General features: G+C 71.8%; 14 protein-coding genes and 1 pseudogene. 10 read left to right on the forward strand and 5 right to left on the reverse strand.

Translation table 11 applies throughout. The features are described 5' to 3' along the window. Window positions 1-8: 8 nt before the first annotated feature. Both CKO43_RS02560 and CKO43_RS02565 read left to right on the forward strand, forming a co-directional pair. Complete coding sequence (locus CKO43_RS02560; RefSeq protein ID WP_200226581.1) at window positions 9-1,127, forward strand: polyamine ABC transporter substrate-binding protein; 1,119 nt, start codon at window positions 9-11, stop codon at window positions 1,125-1,127. Continuing rightward, window positions 1,124-1,684 (forward strand): DUF924 family protein, encoded by a 561-nt coding sequence (locus CKO43_RS02565; protein ID WP_200377763.1) that lies wholly within the window; start codon window positions 1,124-1,126, stop codon window positions 1,682-1,684. Before CKO43_RS02560 ends, CKO43_RS02565 begins: the two co-directional genes overlap by 4 nt. A 42-nt stretch (window positions 1,685-1,726) precedes the next feature. Here CKO43_RS02565 and CKO43_RS02570 read toward each other — a convergent pair whose 3' ends face one another. After that, window positions 1,727-2,053: a hypothetical protein gene (locus CKO43_RS02570; RefSeq protein ID WP_200226580.1), complete on the reverse strand. Its 327-nt coding sequence runs from the start codon at window positions 2,051-2,053 to the stop codon at window positions 1,727-1,729. A 745-nt stretch (window positions 2,054-2,798) separates the two neighbouring features. Beyond that, window positions 2,799-3,647, reverse strand: coding sequence for an alpha/beta fold hydrolase (locus CKO43_RS02575; protein ID WP_200377737.1), 849 nt, complete (start codon window positions 3,645-3,647; stop codon window positions 2,799-2,801). Between the two features lie 354 nt (window positions 3,648-4,001). Here CKO43_RS02575 and CKO43_RS02580 point away from each other — a divergent pair, with 354 nt between their 5' ends. After that, entirely contained in the window at window positions 4,002-5,489 is a 1,488-nt protein-coding gene (locus CKO43_RS02580) for a diguanylate cyclase (RefSeq protein WP_242481029.1), read from the forward strand. A gap of 1 nt (window position 5,490) precedes the next feature. Here CKO43_RS02580 and CKO43_RS02585 read toward each other — a convergent pair whose 3' ends face one another. After that, complete coding sequence (locus CKO43_RS02585; RefSeq protein WP_200377738.1) at window positions 5,491-8,199, reverse strand: M1 family metallopeptidase; 2,709 nt, start codon at window positions 8,197-8,199, stop codon at window positions 5,491-5,493. Window positions 8,200-8,461: 262 nt separating this feature from the next. Between CKO43_RS02585 and CKO43_RS02590 the strand changes: the two genes are divergently transcribed. Next, complete coding sequence (locus CKO43_RS02590; protein ID WP_346728198.1) at window positions 8,462-9,310, forward strand: ProQ/FINO family protein; 849 nt, start codon at window positions 8,462-8,464, stop codon at window positions 9,308-9,310. A gap of 27 nt (window positions 9,311-9,337) precedes the next feature. On the opposite strand, the gene CKO43_RS02595 is transcribed toward CKO43_RS02590, so the two are convergent. Beyond that, on the reverse strand, window positions 9,338-10,627 hold the full coding sequence (locus CKO43_RS02595) for a M16 family metallopeptidase (RefSeq protein WP_200226576.1): 1,290 nt from the start codon (window positions 10,625-10,627) through the stop codon (window positions 9,338-9,340). A gap of 261 nt (window positions 10,628-10,888) precedes the next feature. On the opposite strand from CKO43_RS02595, the gene CKO43_RS02600 reads away from it, so the two are divergent. The 5 genes from CKO43_RS02600 (at window position 10,889) to CKO43_RS02620 (ending at window position 15,377) form a co-directional block, all read left to right on the forward strand. Next, window positions 10,889-11,629 (forward strand): FadR/GntR family transcriptional regulator, encoded by a 741-nt coding sequence (locus tag CKO43_RS02600; RefSeq protein WP_242481030.1) that lies wholly within the window; start codon window positions 10,889-10,891, stop codon window positions 11,627-11,629. 1 nt (window position 11,630) lies between these two features. Then, window positions 11,631-12,932: a DUF4147 domain-containing protein gene (locus CKO43_RS02605; protein WP_200226575.1), complete on the forward strand. Its 1,302-nt coding sequence runs from the start codon at window positions 11,631-11,633 to the stop codon at window positions 12,930-12,932. A gap of 174 nt (window positions 12,933-13,106) precedes the next feature. Then, entirely contained in the window at window positions 13,107-14,048 is a 942-nt protein-coding gene (locus tag CKO43_RS02610) for an esterase/lipase family protein (RefSeq protein ID WP_200377740.1), read from the forward strand. After that, window positions 14,045-14,920: a lipase chaperone gene (locus CKO43_RS02615; RefSeq protein WP_200377741.1), complete on the forward strand. Its 876-nt coding sequence runs from the start codon at window positions 14,045-14,047 to the stop codon at window positions 14,918-14,920. The genes CKO43_RS02610 and CKO43_RS02615 overlap by 4 nt, the downstream gene beginning before the upstream one ends. 124 nt (window positions 14,921-15,044) lie before the next feature. Then, window positions 15,045-15,377: a hypothetical protein gene (locus tag CKO43_RS02620; RefSeq protein WP_200226571.1), complete on the forward strand. Its 333-nt coding sequence runs from the start codon at window positions 15,045-15,047 to the stop codon at window positions 15,375-15,377. A 259-nt stretch (window positions 15,378-15,636) separates the two neighbouring features. On the opposite strand, the pseudogene CKO43_RS02625 reads toward CKO43_RS02620, so the two are convergent. Continuing rightward, window positions 15,637-16,533: pseudogene (locus CKO43_RS02625) on the reverse strand (LysR substrate-binding domain-containing protein); the annotation flags it as partial. Between the two features lie 138 nt (window positions 16,534-16,671). On the opposite strand from CKO43_RS02625, the gene CKO43_RS02630 reads away from it, so the two are divergent. Then, window positions 16,672-17,571 carry an alpha/beta hydrolase fold domain-containing protein gene (locus CKO43_RS02630; RefSeq protein ID WP_200377742.1) on the forward strand — a complete coding sequence of 300 codons (900 nt, stop codon included), beginning with the start codon at window positions 16,672-16,674 and terminating at the stop codon, window positions 17,569-17,571. Window positions 17,572-17,573: the final 2 nt, after the last annotated feature.

The raw sequence follows: 17,573 nt of genomic DNA on the forward strand, positions 1-17,573 counted from the left end.
AATCCTTCATGTCCCGTACTTCCCGTGTCCTGCGTTCGCTGCTCGCTGCCGGCGCCGCCACCGTGGCCTTCGCCGCGGGCGCGCAGGGCGCCGAGCCCAAGGTCCTGAACATCTACAACTGGGCCGAGTACATCGCCGAAGACACGCTCAAGAACTTCGAGAAGGAAACCGGCATCAAGGTCCGGTACGACATCTTCGACAGCAACGAGATCCTGCACGCCAAGCTGGTGGCCGGGAAGACGGGCTACGACATCGTCGTGCCGGGCGCGCACTTCGCGAAGGCGCAGATCGAAGGCGGCCTGTTCCAGAAGCTCGACAAGTCGCTGCTGCCGAACTGGAAGAACCTGGACCCGGCGGTGCTCGAGCAGATGGCCAAGGTCGACCCGGGCAACCAGTACCTCGTCGACTGGCTCTGGGGCTACGTCACCGTCGGCATCAACGTGAAGAAGGTGAAGGCCGCACTCGGCTCGACGCCGCTGCCGGCCAACGCCTGGGACCTGCTGTTCAAGCCCGAGTACGCAAGCAAGCTGAAGGGCTGCGGCGTCAGCATGCTGGACTCGGCCTCCGAGGTGCTGCCGGTGGCGATGATCTACGCCGGCAAGCCGGCCTACAGCCACGCCGCCAAGGACTACGACGCCGCGCGCGCGGCGCTCGCCAAGGCGCGCCCGAACATCACGCGCTTCTCGTCCTCGGGCTACATCGACGAGATGGCCAACGGCTCGCTGTGCCTGGTGATGGGCTACGCCGGCGACATGAACATCGCACGCCAGCGTGCGATCGACAGCAAGACGGGCGTCGAGATCCAGGTGCTGATCCCGCCCAGCGGCGCGACGATGTTCTTCGACTCGATGGCGATCCCCAAGGACGCCGAGCACCCGAAGAACGCGCACCTCTTCATCAACTACATCCTGCGCCCCGAGGTGCACGCCAGCCTGACGAACAAGGTCTTCTACGCCAACCCGAACGCGGCGTCGAAGAAGTTCGTGAAGAAGGACGTGGCGTCCAACCCGACGGTCTTCCTGTCGGCCGATGACATGAAGAAGCTGACATCGCCGGACGCCGTGCCGCAGGACATCCGCCGCGTGCAGACGCGCATCTTCACGGCCTTCAAAGCGGGGGCGAAATAAGCTCCCCGGCCGCGGTCATCGGCTTCTGGTTCGGCCCGCCGCCCTACGAGCAGCGGGCCGGCTGGTTCCGCAAGAGCGAGGCCTTCGACCGCCTGGTGGCCGAACGTTTCGGCGCCGAGGTCGAAGCCGCGCTCGCCGGCACGCTGGCGCAGGTCTGGGCGGCCGAGCCGCTGGCCGAGATCCTGCTGCTCGACCAGTTCACGCGCAACATCTTCCGCGGCAGCGCGCGCGCCTTCGCCGGCGACGCCCGCGCGCTGCAGCTGGCGCAGCAGCTGGTGGCGAGCGGCGAACACCTCGATCTGCCACCGATGCAGCGCTGGTTCGCCTACCTGCCCTTCGAACACGCCGAAGACCTGGCGCTGCAGGACGAATCGGTGCGCCTGTTCGGCGCGCTGGCGGCCGAGGACCCGGGCCTGGCCGGAGCGCTCGACTACGCGCAGCGCCATCACGAGGTGATCCGTCGTTTCGGCCGCTTCCCGCATCGCAACGCGCTGCTGGGGCGCAGCGACACCGCTGCCGAGATCGAATACCTGGCCCAGCCGGGCGCCGGTTTCTGAACCGGCGCCAGACGGCGTGAGCGCCCGGCTCTCGCCCCCCTCTCAGTGGTCCTCGAGCCGGGTGTGCACGCCTTCGGCGGGTTCACCGGTGTCCGGGTCCAGCCAGTCGGCGATGCCGATCTCCTGCTCGGCTTCGAACAAGGTCTCGCAGGGTTCGATCTCGCCGTCGCTGGCGGCTTCCATCGCCGCCAGGGCCTCGTCCTCGCTGGCGTAGGGGCCGAACTGCTGCCGGCCGGCGTCGGCCAGCCAGTACCAGCCGTCGGGCCGTTGCACGAGTTCACCGTCGCCCGGAGGGGTGGCGTCCAGCGACGCCTCATCCTCGATTGCGGCCGGCACGAATCGCGTGGGGGTCTGGACTTGCGGCTTCATCACTCGTACTCCTCTTGGACGAAGCCATTCTGAACCTCGCACCGGGCGGCGCAAGGTGCCCGACAAGCGCGTGGCAGCAAGGCTGTCCGGGGCCGCCAAAGCCTGCTAAGGTCTGAGATCGATCCGCTGCACACCCGCTGCAGCAGACCCGGCCGCCGCAACCGGCGGCCGACACGGCAGCCACGCTGCTGCCGTCCGTTTAGGCGCGCACCGCGCCTGCCACCGCCGCATCCAGCCGCGGCCAGCACCCGATTTTTCGCCCCAGGCCCGCGCCATCGTCAACGCTGACGGCGACTTTTCCACAGCTTGTTCTCAACGCATCTGCCGTCACCGAGCCCGAATGCCGTCTTGTGGACAAACCTGGGGACGGATGGCGAACAAGTCATGGCTTATCCACAGGCCGATCGCGTCCGCCGGACTTGTCCAGAAACACGAACGCCGGCAAAAGTGCCCGGCCCACAGCGTTTGCGGCGCTGCAAGCCATTGAAAACAAAGAAGAAGTCAGGCTTGTCCCCAGAACAGGCCGGCCCCTACTACGACTACCAGTTAGAAAGATGAAGCTAATACTGAATAACAGCCGCGGTGCGCGCGCGTTTTTCCGGGGTGCCGGCGCTGCATCGCGGCGGCCGCGAAAAATCGCGTTGTGAACGGGAAAGAAGAGCGCCGTCAGGAAGACAGCGCCGTCTGCGCGTTGGCAGCGGCGGCTTCGAAGACGATGAAGCGCGGAGCGGGCGCTGCGCGCCGGCTACTGGATGTCCGAGGCCTCGGCCCAGGTCTCGTGGCGCGGGGTCTCGCCGTTGGCCAGCTCGAAGGCCCAGCGCGACGCGAGTACACGCACACGTTCGACGTTGGCCGGCAATGGCGTGCCGCAGACCGTGCGGCCCAGCCAGTCGCTGTCTTCGCCTTCGGCGTCGACATGGGTCGAACCGGCACCCATGCTCACGCCGACGAAGCCCTCGTGGCCCGCGGCCAGCGACTCGGCACGCAACTGCCGCAGCACCGGCATCGCGCTCTGCTCGGCGTTGCAGCCGCTGGCCGCGGCCGCGATCGCGAGGATCGGGCGCTCGCCAGCGCGCGAAATGGCACGCAGCTGTTCAGCAAAGCCCTTGACCGGCACTGGATCGAGCAGCAGCGCACCGGCCAGGCGGTCCGGAGCGGCCGCGTCCAGACGCCAGCCCAGGCGTGCGGCGAAGGCGGCACCCGCCGAATGCCCGCCGACGACGATGCGCTGCGGGATAGCGCGGCCGTCGGGCAGGCGCAGGCCGGCCAGCAGCGCGGTCGCCATCGTGTCGGCCAGGTCGGGGTTGCCGTAGGCCATGTCGGCGTCCACGCACAGCGTCGCCAGGCCTTGTTTCGCGATGCGGCGTGTGGTCTCGCGCAGATTGGCGCAGCTGCGCGTGAAGCCGTGCTGCAGCACCAGCAGCGCGGTCGGTTCGCCCACCGGCAGCGCCCATTCGGCGGCGTAGCTGCGGCCACCCAGTTCGAGCGCTGGTGTCGGCGTGATGCTTCCGGTCGTCGGCCCTGGCACGCTCGCACAACCGGTCAGACCGATGGTGAGCGCACGGACCAGCAGACGCTTGAAGGACTTGAACACGCGAGGGGCTCGGGCCGCGACGGGCGACGCCGGCAGGGCCGCAAGGCAAGCCGGATTCCCGGTGGCGTCGTGGTCGGCGGTGTCGGTGGTGGGCGGCATGGCGGCTCGAGTTCCTGATTCTCTTCATCGGCTATTTGCCCTGTGCGAATCAGTGCGAAATGGCAATTTCGGTGTGAACTGATACACGCAGGCCACGGCTGATCCCCTGAACCCGGGGGGTGAACGCTGGAATACCCGAATCTGGCTCAAGGCTTGCGACAGCGGGCGTCCGCAACATCCACCCGGGGCCGGATCACCCGGCAGTTCAACGCGTCGGTCACGCGTGTCACGCCGCCGCCCCAGGGGGAGATGAGATTGAGACCGGAAACCATCGTCTGGATCGTTCCAGACGACATGGGCGACGCCGACGCGTCGCCGGCCGCGCTGCGTGCGCTCGGCTATACCGTCATCGAAGCGCCACTGGCCACCGCACCGCGGCTGGCTGCCGACCTGCGCGTGCTGCCGACCTCACCGCTGGCGGACGAAGCCGCGCTGCGCGCCGCCTGTGCCGGCGACCGCCGGCCGACGCTGGTGCTGGCCCACGACGCCGGCTGCGAAGCGATCGCACTCGAGGTCAGCGACCTGCGCGACGAGGTCGTGCGTCTGCCGCAGTCGCCCGAACACCTGGCCGCGCGCATAGACCGGCTGGTGCGCCGTGACCGCGACTCGGCCTGGCTGCACCGCGACATCCTCACCGGGCTGCTGAACCGGCGCGCATTCGGCCAGCGGCTGCGCAAGGTGCTGGAGGAGATGCTGCCGGGCGAGGTCCGCGGCCTGGTGCTGCTGGATCTGGACCATTTCAAGCGCATCAACGAACAGTTCGGCCATTCGGTCGGCGACCAGCTGCTGCGCAGCGCCGCCGAGACCCTGGCCGCCGGCTCCTCGCCCGACGACCCGATAGGCCGCCTCGGTGGCGACGAGTTCGTGCTGCTGCTGACACGCTACGACACCCAGACGCTGCTGAACGACGCCCGTGCGCTGCTGCGCCGGCTGTCCACGCCGCTGCAGGTGCCGTCGATCGGCGACAGCGTCGTGCTGACGGCCAGCGCCGGCCTGACGCTGCTGCGCCCGCATCTGACCGAAGGCGAGGTCATGCGCCAGGCTGACGCCGCGATGTACGAGGCCAAAGGATCGGGGCGCAACCGGCTGATGTGTTTCGAAGCCAGCGCCTCCTGCCCGTCGGCACCGGACATCGACGCCGACCTGGAACGTTTCAACGAGGTCACCAAGGTCTTCAGTGACCGCCTGGCGCGCATCGTCGGCGACATGGGGCGGCGCCTGGTCGAAGGTGCGCGCCGCCAGGCGCTGCAGGACGCGCTGACCGGCGCCCACAACCGGCGCTACTTCGACGAACGCCTGGCGCGCGAGGTCACGCAGGCGCAGCGCAACGGCCGGCCGCTGGCGCTGGCGCTGATGGACATCGACGACTTCCACGGCGTCAACGCCGGCTTCGGCTGGCCTTCGGGCGACGCCGTGCTGCGCGAGTTCGCGACCCTGGCCACCGGCAACGTGCGCCTGGTGGACTGGCTGGCGCGTTACGGCGGCGAGGAGTTCTGCGTCGTGCTGCCCGACACCGGAATCGACGCCGCGCTGGCGGTGATGGAACGCATCCGCGCGGCCGTCGCCGGCTACCAGTTCCACGCCATCGACGGCCGCACGATCCCGGTGACCGTCAGCGTCGGCGTCGCCGCGCTCGGGCCCGAGGACAACACGCCGATCACGCTGGTCGACCGTGCCGGCCGCGCCTGCCTGCGCGCCAAGGCCGCAGGCAAGGACCGGGTCGTCGCCGCCGGCAGCGCCTGATTCAGCGCGCCGCCAGGCGTGCGGCGAAGGCTTCCAGCGCCGGCTGCAGGCGCAGCGCTTCGGCCGCACGCACCCGCGCCTTGAGCTCGATGCGGGTCGCGACACGTTCCGCCGGTGCCTTGCCGGGCGCACCGACCAGCCGCTGCTGGTCGGCACGCAGCCGGTCCGCCGCCGCCTGCTGGTCGAAACCGGCGGCGCTGCCCGGCAGCAGCCAGGCGCGCGCGCCGAACATCGGCCCGGCCAGTTCCGCCAGGCGCGGGAACTGCTCGACGACGAAACCGTAGGCCAGTGCCGTGTGCCGCGGCGAGCTGCCCACCAGCTGCGGCAGCGAGGTCGCGATGTTGGCGGGCAGCGAGCCGTCCAGCGACAGCGCCAGCAGCCGGCGCACGAGTGCCGGCTCGGGCGCCTGTGCCGCCGCCGACGCGTAGAGCCAGCGGTCTTCCTCGGACGTGGCCGCTTTCAGCCGGCCCAACAGGATCTCGAACCGTGCCGTGTCGGCATGCCTGCCGACGGCCTGGACGACGGCACCTCGCAGTGCCGCCGGCAGCGGCTGGCGGCCCGAGGCGTCGGCGTCGAAGAGCAGACGCGCCTGTTCCAGCGTCGCCGTGTCGCCGTGCTGCGCGAGATCGGTGATCAGGCCGCTGCGCAGCGCCTCGATCTCGCTGCTTTCGTACTCAAGGGGCTGCCAGCCGAGGGTGGCGAGTTCCGGTGCCAGCAAGGCGCGAGCAGCCGCGTGCAGCGCCGCTTCGGCCGGGCTGCCGGCCAGCGTCTCGTCGAGGAAGCCGATCGCCCGCCGCGCCTGGGCGACGAGCGCCGGCCGGCCCGCGCCCTGCACCCGCGGCAGCTCGGCCAGCAGATCCAGCAGCGCCGCCATCGGCACGCGCCCGGCCTGGGCCAGCGCCAGCGTGTCGGCCAGCAGCGTGGCCTGCGCGGTGGCGGGCAGGCGGGGGAAGGACTTCAGCAGCGCGGCCTGCGTCGCCGGTGCATAGGCGACGCGGTAGAAACCTTCGCCGCCGGGGTTCAGCAGCGTCGGCGTGTCCGGGCAGCCAGGCAGCATGAGCGTGCTGCGCTCGCTGTCCATGAGCAGTGCCTGGGTGCTGTCGCCATGGCGCAGCACCAGCGGCAGCTTCCACAGCCCGGGCGCCGGCCGGCCGTCGAGCATGAAGCGCTGCTGGCTCAGCTCCAGCCGGGTGCGCCCGTTTTCGCAGCGTTCGCTCGCTTCGACCAGCGGGAAACCGGGCTGGTCGGTCCAGCTTGCCGCGACCGCCGTGACGTCCTCGCCCGAGGCGCGGCCGATGTGGTGCCAGAGGTCGCCGGCGGTCGCGTTCGAGAAGCGGCGCTCGGCCATGTAGGCGGCCAGCCCGCGCTGGAACGCCTGCGGCCCTATCCACTGCTCGAGCATCGCCAGCACCGCCCCGCCCTTGACGTAGGTGATGTCGTCGAAGACGTCGAAGACGCGGTCCTCGGGCACCGCGCCGGAGCGGATCGCACGCGTCGAGCTGCCGGCGTCGCGTGTCATCGCATCGTCTATCGGTCCGCGGCGGCGCAGCGCGATGTTCCAGTCGGGGTTGAAGCGCTCGGTCGCTTTTTCCTCCATCCAGGTGGCGAAGGCCTCGTTGAGCCAGATCTCCTCCCAGGACGCGGCGGTCACGAGGTTGCCGAACCACTGGTGCGCGACTTCGTGCGCAACGGTCGAGAAGATGCGCCGGCGCGTGAAGGTGTTGCTGCGCGCCGGGTCGAACAGCAGCGTGCTCTCGGCGTAGGAGATCAGGCCCCAGTCCTCCATCGCGCCGAAGCGGGTGCTGGGCACCGCCAACTGGTCGAGCTTGGGCAGTGCGTAGGGCAGACCGAAGTACTCGGTGTAGTAGGGCAGCACCTGCTGCGTGACCGACAGCGCGTAGGCGCCCTGGGCAGCCTTGCCGGGCGCGGTCAGGATGCGCAGCGGCACGCCGGCGGCCTGGCCGGCGAGCGCATCGAAACGCCCGACCGCCAGCGCGACGAGGTAGCTCGGCATCGGCGGTGTCGGCGCGAAGCGGTGCAGGCGTTTGCTGCCTTCGTCGACGGTGGCGATCTCGCTGGTGTTGGCGAGCACCTGCAGTTCCGCTGGCGCACGCACCGAGAGTTCGAAGACGGCACGAAACGAGGGTTCGTCGAAGGCCGGGAAGACCATGCGTGCAAACACCGCTTCGAGCTGGGTCGCGAGCATCGCCCCGGGCTGGCTGCCGCCGTAAGGTGCCCGGAACAGGCCCGAGCCGCTGCGCTGCACCGCGCCGTCCCAGGCGACTTCCAGCGTGGCGTCGCCGGCGGCCAGCGGCAGGCCGTCTTCGGGCGCGAGACGCCAGGTCTGGGCCTGGCTGTCGGCCTGCACCACGAGCCGGCGGTCGCCGCCGCTGGTGCGCAGCGTCACGCCTTGGGCAGTCAGCTCATGGGCGTGCAGCAGGATCGCGGGCACGGTCTCGCGCAGCCGCAGCGTGATCGTCGCCTTGCCGCTGAAACGTTCGGCCGCCGGGTCCAGGTCGAGCACGATCGTGTAGCGCGAAGGCAGCACCGTCTTGGGCAGATGGCCGGGCGTGCGGTCGAAATCGAAGCGCGGCTGGGCCGGTGCGGCGGCGGCCAGCATCAGCAGCGCGCAGGCCGCGGCGGCGCGGCGCAGCAGGCAGGCGGATCGGCCGATGCAGGTGCGGATGCGGACGGGACCGAAGTGCGTCATCGTGGGCTCCGAAGGGCTGAACGACGACTCTAACGGCAGCCGATCGCCGTGAATCGCCGCCGGCTTGCGCCGGCCATGCGCACACCGGCTTCTGCTGCGGCGACAATCCCCAACCTTTTCCGCGCTGCCTCCCATGCCTGACGACGATCAAATTCCGCCCGAATCCGGTGCGGAGCCCGCGAACCTGCCGCCTGCCGCACCTGCGGCCGATGCGGCCCCGGAGGTGGCGACCGAACCCGTTGCCCAGCCTGAGGGCGAAGCCGTGCCCGAGGCCGAAGCCGAAGCCGATGCGCCGGCACCGGCCGAGGCCGCTGGCGCCAAGGCCGTGCCCGAGCTGTCGCCGGCGGAGTGCGCCGCGCGCCTGGCCGAGCTCTTCCCGGCCCTGTTCGGTGCTGCGCCCAAGCCACTGAAGCTGCGCATCCAGGCCGACATCCAGCAGCGCGCGCCGGGCATCTTCACGCGCCGCACGCTGTCGGTATTCCTGCACCGCCACACGACGTCCAACGCCTATCTGAGCGCGCTGACGCGCTCCGAGCAGCGTTTCGACCTCGACGGCCAGCCCGCCGGCGAGCTGAGCGCCGAACACCGCGAGCTCGCGACCGCCGAACTGGCGCGCCGCCGCGGTGTGCACGAGCAACGCCGCGCCGCCGAACGTGCTGCCGCGCGTGCCGCCGAGGCCCAGAGCCGCGAGCAGCAGAACGCCGAGCACGAAGCGCGGCGCGAACGTGCCGGGCTGCTGCGTGCCTTCGAGACGACGACGCTGACGCGCGCCAACTTCTGCGCCTTGAAGGGCATCGCCGACGCCGAACTCGACGCCGTGCTCGAACGCGCGCGCCAGGAACGGGCCGAACGCCCGGCTTTGCCGCCGCGTGACGCCCATCCGGGCCGTCCCGACAATCGGCCTGAGCGCCGCGGCCAGCGGCCGCAAGGCCACGACCGCCGCCCCGGCGGCCCGCGGCCCGAAGGCGGCGAACGCCCCGATCGTGGCCCGCGCCCTCAGGGTGAACGACGTGCCGAAGGCGCACCGGCCGACGGTGCACCGCGTCCCAAGGGTCCGCGTCCCGAACGTGGCCCGCGCCCCGAAGGCCAGGGCCGGCCGCCCAAGCGCTGACAGCCGCGGCGCCCCGGCGCCGCGCTTTCAGGACGACGCGAGGATCGTGCGCACGCGCTCGCCGGCGGCACGCGGCAGTTCGCCGGCGAGCGCGATCGTCGGCCCGGCGGCGAGCAAACGTTCGAACGCCGCACGCACCGTCTCGGCCGGCACCGCGGCGATCGTCGAGCACCACTCGGCGCTGTCGCGCACGCGGCCGATCGCGTACAGGTCCAGCACCGCGTCTTCCAGGCGCCGGTACGGGCGCTCGTGCGAGCGCAGCCGGCGCACCTCGAGCTGCGCCTTGGCGCGCTCCAGATCCTCGGCCTCGACACGCTGGGCCTGGGTCTTCAGCAGCTTGAGGGTTTCGGCCAGCAGTTCGTCCAGCTGCTCGGGCGCGGTCGAGGCCTCGACGACGAACTGGCCGGCGATGTCGAGTACGTCGGCCGAACAGGCGGTGTAGTAGGCCAGGCCGCGCTGCTCGCGGATGCGGTCCATCAGCGGCGAGCTCATGCCTTCGCCGAAGACCGCGGCCGCCAGAACCCCGGCCGGACAGCCGGCCGACAGCCCCGGCAGCGGGAAACCCAGCACCAGGTGCGCCTGGCTGCTGCCCGACAGGCGCTTGGTCGCGACGCCGCCGGCATAGACCGGCGCGGCGACCAGGTTCTCGCTGCCGGCCGGCATGCTGCCGAAGGCGGCGGTGACGGCGGCTTCGAAAGCCGGCACGTCGATGTCGCCGGCGGCACCGACGACGACGTTGGCGCCGGTGTACTGGCGGCGCAGGTAGTCGACGAGCGCGTCGCGCGTGAAACGTTCGATGTTGCGCCGCGGCCCGATCACCGACTGCGCCAGCGCATGCGTGCCCCAGCAGGCCTTGTCGAAGAGCTTGAACGCGGTCGACAGCGGGTCGTCCTCGTCCTCGGTGCATTCGTGCAGCAGCACCTGGCGCTCGCGCTCCAGCTCCTCGGCCGGGAAGGTGGGGTGGCGCACCAGGTCGGCGAGCATGTCCACCAGCTGCGGCAGGTCGCCGGGGCGGCCGTGCATCGTGTAGCCGGTGTGGTCCTTGTCGGTGTGGGCGTTGACCTCGGCACCCAGGCGCTCGGCGTCCAGGTTGATGCGGCGCGCGTCGCGCATCAGCGTGCCCTTGAACACCATGTGCTCGACGAAGTGGCTGATGCCGTTGTCGAGCCGGCTCTCGTGCGCGCTGCCGCTGCGCACGAAGACGCCGATGCTGGCGGTGTGCACGTGCGGCATGCGGATGGTGACGATGCGCACGCCGTTGGCGAGCGTGGCGACGCGGGTGTCGTCGCGGGAGGTGTCGATACGGGAGACGGGCATGCGGCAAAAAACGGGAGCGCGGTCGGCGAGCATAGGCCAAGCGCAGGGCCGGCGTCGCCGGGCCGGGCCGCCGGCGGCAGCCACCACCGACCGGTCTGCATTGCTGCCCGCGCCGATCAGCCGGACCCGACATCCGACCACCAGCCTCGTGCATCGGCTCGCCGCCGGCAGCCGCGTTGGCCCCGGAGTAGGCTGGCCGGACCGACATGAGTCGGGAAAGCCCCATGAGCCAGTTGTCTGATGTCCGATAAGCTGAAACCGATGTTGACCGCCAGCCACGACCCGATGCCCAGCCGCCGCCGCCTGCGCTCTCTGGCCGACGGTGTCGTCGAAGCGCTGGTCGATCGCATCCGCAGCGGCCGCATCCCGACGGGTGACCGGCTGCCCACCGAATCGGCGCTGGTCGCGGAGTTCGGCGTCAGCCGCACCGTCGTGCGCGAGGCGATCTCCAAGCTCCAGGCCGGCAGCCTGGTCGAGACGCGCCACGGCATCGGCAGCTTCGTGCGGGCCGCGGGCGAGGGTGCGGCCTACCAGGTGCGGCCCGACCAGCTCGAGACGCTGCAGGACGTGATCGCCGTGCTCGAGCTGCGCATCGCCGTCGAGACCGAAGCCGCCGGGCTCGCCGCCCTGCGCCGGGACGACGGGAACATCAGCGTCATGCGCAAAACGATCGCCGACTTCGATGCCGCGGTCGAAGAAGGCGGCGACGCCGTCGGTGCCGACTTCGCCTTCCACCGCGAGCTTGCCCGGGCGACGCGCAACCCGCATTTCGAGAACCTGTTCGCCGCGCTCGGCACCGGCGCGATCCCGCGTGCGCGCCTGCCGGGCACGGTGCCGGACGCCGAGCAACAGGCCTATCTGCGCCGCGTCAACGTCGAACACACGAGCATCGTCGACGCCATCGCCGCGGGCGACGCCGACGCCGCTCGCGCCGCGATGCGCACCCATCTCGCCAACAGCCGCGAACGCCGCCGCCGCGCCGCGGCCGCCGCCGGCGGCTGACGTGAACACGCCCGACCCCCGGCAGGACCCGCGCGCCTTTCTGCGTGCGCTCTACGACGCCGCAGTGCGGCGGGCGCTGCCCGAGTTCGTCATCGCGCCCTTCCTGCCGCCACCGCCGCGTGGGCGCACGCTGGTGCTGGGCGCCGGCAAGGCCGGCGGCGCGATGGCCGCGGCGGTCGACGCGCTCTGGCCGGCCGACGCGCCGCTGTCGGGCCTGGTCGTCACGCGTTACGGCCATGTGCCGCCGGCCTACCGCAGCAGCGGCGGCCGCATCGAGCTGGTCGAAGCCGCGCACCCCGTGCCCGACGCTGCCGGCCGCGCCGCGGCGGCGCGCATCGCCGGCCTGGCGCAAGGCCTGGGCCCGGACGACCTGGTGCTGGCGCTGATCTCCGGCGGCGGCTCGGCGCTGCTGTCGCTGCCGGCGCCGGGGCTGAGGCTGGAAGACAAGCAGGCGATCAACCGCGCGCTGCTGCTGAGCGGCGCCTCGATCGGCGAGATGAACTGCGTGCGCAAGCACCTCTCGGCGATCAAGGGCGGGCGCCTGGCAGCGCTGGCGGCACCGGCGCCGCTGTGCTCGCTGCTGATCAGCGACGTGCCGGGCGACGACCCGGGCGTCATCGCCAGCGGCCCGACCGTGCCCGACGCGACGAGTTGCGCCGACGCGCTGGCGATCTGCCGGCGCTACCGCCTGGACCTGCCGCCGGCCGCGCGCGAAGGCCTGGATAGCGGCGCCTTCGAGACACCCAAACCCGGCGACGCCTGTTTCGCCGGCCAGACCCTGCACCTGATCGCAACACCGCAGCAAAGCCTGGAAGCCGCCGCCACGCTGGCGCGTGCCGCCGGTGTAGAGGCCCACGTGCTGAGCGACGAAATCGAAGGCGAGAGCCGCGAGGTCGGCAAGGTGCACGCGGCGCTGGCGCGTGCCGTCGCGCGCCGTGGCCAGCCCTTCGCCCGGCCCTGCGTGCTGCTGTCGGGCGGCGAGACCACCGTGACGATCAGGAACAAGGGCGGCCGCGGCGGCCGCGCCGGCGAGTTCCTGCTCGGCTGCGCGCTCGCGCTGCAGGGCGAGCCCGGCGTGCACGCGCTCGCCGCCGACACCGACGGCATCGACGGCGTCGAGGACAACGCCGGCGCCGTCGTCACCCCCGACACGCTGGCGCGCGCCGCGGCGCTGGGGCTGCGCCCCGCCGAGGCGCTGGACCTGCACGACAGCTACCCGCTGTTCGAGGCCCTGGGCGACCTGCTCGTCACCGGGCCCAGCTACACCAACGTCAACGACTTCCGGGCGCTGCTGGTCGTCTGAGAAGCAGCGATGCGGCGGCTCCTGCCGCCGCGTGACGACCGGCCGTGCCGGCCTCCGCACAGACCCGGGCATCGCGGGCAAGCCCGGATGCCGCCTGCGCTCCGCTGATGCGTAATGCCGGGCGCCGCCTGCCGGACCGCCGCCGCGGCGAACCACGACCACGAGGAGGAAACGATGAAGCCGAGCCCGCGCATCCGTGTTCGCTGTGCGTCGCTGCTGATCGCCGCAGCCGCGGCGCTCCTGCCGGCCGCAGCCAGCGCCGACACCTACACCCAGACGCGCTACCCCATCGTGCTGGTGCACGGCATGCTGGGTTTCGGCGCCATCGGCCCGGTCGACTACTTCTACGGCGTGCCGGCGGCGCTGCGTTCCGGCGGTGCGCTCGTCTACACGCCGTCGGTGTCGGCGCTGGAAAGCAGCGAGGCGCGCGGCGAGCAACTGCTGGCCCAGCTGCGTCAGCTGCAGGCGGCCTACGGCTACCGCAAGTTCAACCTCGTCGGTCACAGCCACGGCGGCCCGACCGCACGCTACGTGGCCGCGGTGGCACCCGAGCTGGTGGCCTCGGTGACGACCGTCGGCTCGCCGCACACCGGCTCGCCGGTGGCCGACGGCATCCAGGCACTGGCCGAAGCGACCGGCCTGACCCGGCTGGTGGCCGCCATCGTCGACGCGCTCGGCGTCGTGATCTCTTGGATCTCGGGTGCGTCGCAGCTGCCGCAGGACGCGCTGGGCTCGCTCACCTCGCTGAACAGCGCCGGCGCGGCCGCGTTCAACACTCGCTTCCCGCAAGGTGCGCCGACGACGAGCTGCGGCCAGGGCCCGGCCAGCGTCAACGGCGTGCGCTACTACTCGGCCGGCGGCACCAGCGTCGTCACCAACATCCTCGACCCCGGCGACGCCTTCCTGGCGCTGGGTGCGGCCTTCTTCGGCGGCCAGGCCAACGACGGCTTGGTGGGCCGCTGCTCCTCGCACTGGGGCATGGTGCTGCGTGACGACTACGGCTGGAACCACCTCGACGAGGTCAACCAGGCGCTGGGCCTGCGCAACCTGTTCGCGTCGGACCCGGTGGCGTTCTACCGCAGCCAGGCCAACCGGCTGAAGCAGGCCGGGCTGTGAGCGGCGGCGCGCCAGCGCGCGCTGCGCTGGCCCTGGGTGCCGCAGCGCTGGCCGTGCTGTCGGTGACGGCGCTGGGCTGGCGCCCCGGCACCCAGACCCGCGACGCGGCGGCGGCGCCCGGCGTCGCGCCGACGGCGGCGCCGGTGGCCGCGGCTGCCCGGCCCCCGCCCGTGCTGCGGCCGGAGCTGCCGCCGGACTTCGTGAGCTGGCTGCTGCAGCACAGCGCGCTGCGCGGCAGCACGCGCGATGGCGGCTGGGGCACGGCCGCTGGCGGCCGGCTGCAGCCTTCGCGCGAGCTGCGCCGGCTTTTCGACCATTTGCTGCAGCTGGAGGGCCAGGTGCCGGTCGACACGATCGGTGCGTGGCTGCAGCAGATGGCACGCGCCGAACTGCAGCCCGAGGTGGCGGCCGAAGTCGGGCGTATCTGGCAGGCCTATCTCGGCCTGCTGGCCGCTCCGGTGCGTACGCCACCGCGGCTGGACGACCCGGCCGCCATCGCCGCGGCACTGGACGAGCGCCACCGCCAGCGGGTGCAGTGGCTGGGGCCGGCCTGGGCTCACGCCTTCTACGGCGACGAGGAGGCGGCGATCCGCCAGACGCTGGCCGGCCCGGTGGCAGCGGACCCGCCGCAGCTGATCGACCGTAGCCGGCTCGACGCTGCCGCGCTGCAGCGCCTGGTCGAACTCGATGCCGAGCAGGCGCGCTGGCAGCAGCGCATCGCCGACGCGCGTGCCGATCTCGAGCGCATGCGCCAGGCGCCGGAACTCAGCGCGCTGCAGCGCGCCGAAGCGGCCGAGCGCCTGGTCAGCGAACGGTTCGAAGCCGGCGGCGAGCGGCTGCGGGCTCGCGCGCTGCTGCGGCTCGCGCCCTGAGCCGGCTACGGCGGTCGCCGGAACACCGTCGCAGCGGCGCCGTACACGGCGCTCGTGGTCGATGTTTCACGCTCCGGCCGACCTTGTTTGCGCATCGTGGTGTCGCAGCACGGATAATCCACGGATGAAACAGACCGATTTGCTTGCCGTCCACCAGCAGGAGCCGCTGGCGGCCCGCTGGTTCAGCCTCGCCAGTTATTGCCTGGAGAGCGGCTGCAACATCGTCACCTACGCGCCCGACAGCTTCCGCGCCGAAGTCGGCGACGTCGAAGAAGGCCAGTCGCGCCTCACCGGCTTCTTCGAAGCAAAGGTGCAGGAAGACGGCAGCGCCCGCTGGACCTGGGCCTGGACCGAAGACGACGCGCCCGCCGGCGCCGTGCTCAGCGAAGACGACGGCCGCAGCGAGTCCTGGACCCGCGTGCTGTCGGACTGGCGCGAACGGGCCTTCCCGGCCTGATCGCGGCCCTCGAGACCTAGCCCGCCTGATCCAGGCCGACGCCGGCCCCCGCGCCTGAACCGGCGCGCAGCTCCAGCGCGGCCGCCTCGCCGAAACGCAGCGGCGCCAGCGCCTGCGCGGTCGCTTCCTGGGCGGACTTGAAAACCAGGTGCTCGGCTTCCAGCCGCTCGTACCAGGCGGAGATCTCGACGCACGAAGCCGGCGGGTTGCCGGCTTCGTCGACGCAGCAGGCAGCCAGCAGCTGCTGCTCGGCGTCGGTGTGGCGCGCGAACAGCTCGGCCACCCAGTCGACGAAGACACGCAGCTTGGTGCTCAGGTGCCGGTTGGGCGGGTAGACCACGTACATCGGCAGCGGGTCGGTGTCCCAGTCGCACAGCAGCGGCACCAGTTCGCCCGAGTCCATGTGCGGGCGCAGCGTGAAGTACGGGATCTGCACGATGCCCAGGCCGTTGATCGCCGCGGTCAGGAAGGCGTTGCCGTCGTTGACCGAGAGCCGGTAGCGGCCCTGGACCTCGATGCGTTCGCCGTCGCGGTTGAAGTCGAACGGGAAGTGCCGCCCGGTCTGCGACGAAAAATAGCTCACCACCCTGTGCTCGCCGCTCTCCAGCTCGCGCGGATGGCGCGGCAGCCCGTGGCGGCGGATGTAGCCGGGCGAGGCCGCGCAGACGAAGCGCCATGAGCCCACCCGGCGCGCCACCAGCGACGGGTCGGTGATCTCGCCGGCGCGCAGCACGCAGTCGACCTTGTCGCCGACCAGGTCCACCGGCCGGTCGCTGACGCCCAGGTCGATCTGGATCTCGGGGTACTGCTCGTGGAACTGCGGCAGCGCCGGGATCAGCAGCAGCCGCGCCACCGCGGACGACACGTCGACCCGGATGCGGCCCTTGGGCGTCACGCGCGCATGCGTCAGCGAGCCTTCGAGCTCGTCCAGGTCGTTCAGCAGCCGGCTGACACGCTCGTAGTACGCCGCACCGTCGGGCGTGACGGTGACGCGCCGCGTCGTGCGGTTCAGCAGCCTGGTGCGCAACTGCTCCTCCAGCCCCTGGATCAGCCGCGTGACCGCGGCCTTGGGCAGGCCCATCGAATCGGCGGCCTTGGTGAAGGTGCCGGCTTCGACGACCCGGGTGAAGGCCTGCATCGCGCTGAGCTTGTCCATCGGTTTTCTCCGGCTGCTGAAGGGGCATTGTTTCATTTGCAGAAAAACTGTGTCTGCCAATCGGCTGTTTATCTCTCGTCAAGCAACGCCTATCGTTCAGTCCAACGCTGAAAGCCTCGTCTGCCTGCCGTCCACCCGATGAACACGATCGCCCCCACCCGCACTGCCGCCTGGCGCGACCACCAGGTCGACGCCGGCCTGGGCGAGCCGCTGGCGGTGCGGGTCCATGCGGCGGTGGCCGACGGTGCCGAGCTGCCGGCGCGCTGCCCTCTGGTGCTGCACCTGCCGGGTGGCGCCTTCATCGGCGGCGATCTGGACAGCGGCCTGCCGACCGCACGCCTGCTGGCCGAAAGCGGCAGCGTCGTCGTCTCGCTGGACTATCCGAAGGCGCCGGCGCGGCCCTTCCCGGCGGCGCTGCAGGCCGCGGCCGCCCTGCTGCGCTGGCTGCTGCGCATGCGCGGCCGGCTCGCCGGCACCGGCAGCGCGATCTGGGTGGCGGGCGAGGAAGCCGGCGCCAACCTGGCCGCCGGCCTGGCGCTGTGGGCACGTGACCAGCGCCTGCCGCTGGCCGGGCAGCTGCTGATCTCGCCGCTGCTGGACCCGCGTATGGCCAGCGCCTCGCTGCGTGCCGCCGGCCAGGGCTGCGCCGACTGCACGATCGCACGCGGCTGGCACGCCTTCCTCGGCCGCGAAGGCGAACACCCGTATGCCGCGCCGCTGTACGCGGCCCGGCTCGCCCACGTGGCCCCGGCTTTCGTCGCCGTGGCCGAAGACGACCCGTTGCGCGACGAGGGCCTGGCTTATGCCGCGGCCTTGCGCGCCGCCGGTGTCGCGGTGCAGACGCAGCGCCTGGCCGGCCCGACCGGCTGGCCGCAGGCGCTCGCCCGCCTGGCCAGCCTGCAGTCGCCCTGGGCGGCCGAGCTGCGCTGTTCGTTGCGGGCCTTCCTCGCCGAAGGGCTGGCCTGCTGTCCGATCGTCCGGCGCCCGTCGCGGCGCGCCGGACCTGCAGAGCCGGAGGCGGGCGCCAGCGCCGCCTGAGT

Origin of the sequence: Rubrivivax gelatinosus (assembly GCF_016583785.1) — a bacterium.
GTDB lineage: Bacteria > Pseudomonadota > Gammaproteobacteria > Burkholderiales > Burkholderiaceae_C > Rubrivivax > Rubrivivax gelatinosus_B.

Excerpts from the sequence above, each read along its gene's own strand:
- CKO43_RS02560 (WP_200226581.1), top strand. The coding sequence starts at position 9 with ATGTCCCGTACTTCCCGTGTCCTGCGTTCGCTGCTCGCTGCCGGCGCC.
- CKO43_RS02570 (WP_200226580.1), bottom strand. The coding sequence starts at position 2,053 with ATGAAGCCGCAAGTCCAGACCCCCACGCGATTCGTGCCGGCCGCAATC.
- CKO43_RS02585 (WP_200377738.1), bottom strand. The coding sequence starts at position 8,199 with ATGACGCACTTCGGTCCCGTCCGCATCCGCACCTGCATCGGCCGATCC.
- CKO43_RS02595 (WP_200226576.1), bottom strand. The coding sequence starts at position 10,627 with ATGCCCGTCTCCCGTATCGACACCTCCCGCGACGACACCCGCGTCGCC.
- CKO43_RS02600 (WP_242481030.1), top strand. The coding sequence starts at position 10,889 with ATGTTGACCGCCAGCCACGACCCGATGCCCAGCCGCCGCCGCCTGCGC.
- CKO43_RS02610 (WP_200377740.1), top strand. The coding sequence starts at position 13,107 with ATGAAGCCGAGCCCGCGCATCCGTGTTCGCTGTGCGTCGCTGCTGATC.
- CKO43_RS02620 (WP_200226571.1), top strand. The coding sequence starts at position 15,045 with ATGAAACAGACCGATTTGCTTGCCGTCCACCAGCAGGAGCCGCTGGCG.
- CKO43_RS02630 (WP_200377742.1), top strand. The coding sequence starts at position 16,672 with ATGAACACGATCGCCCCCACCCGCACTGCCGCCTGGCGCGACCACCAG.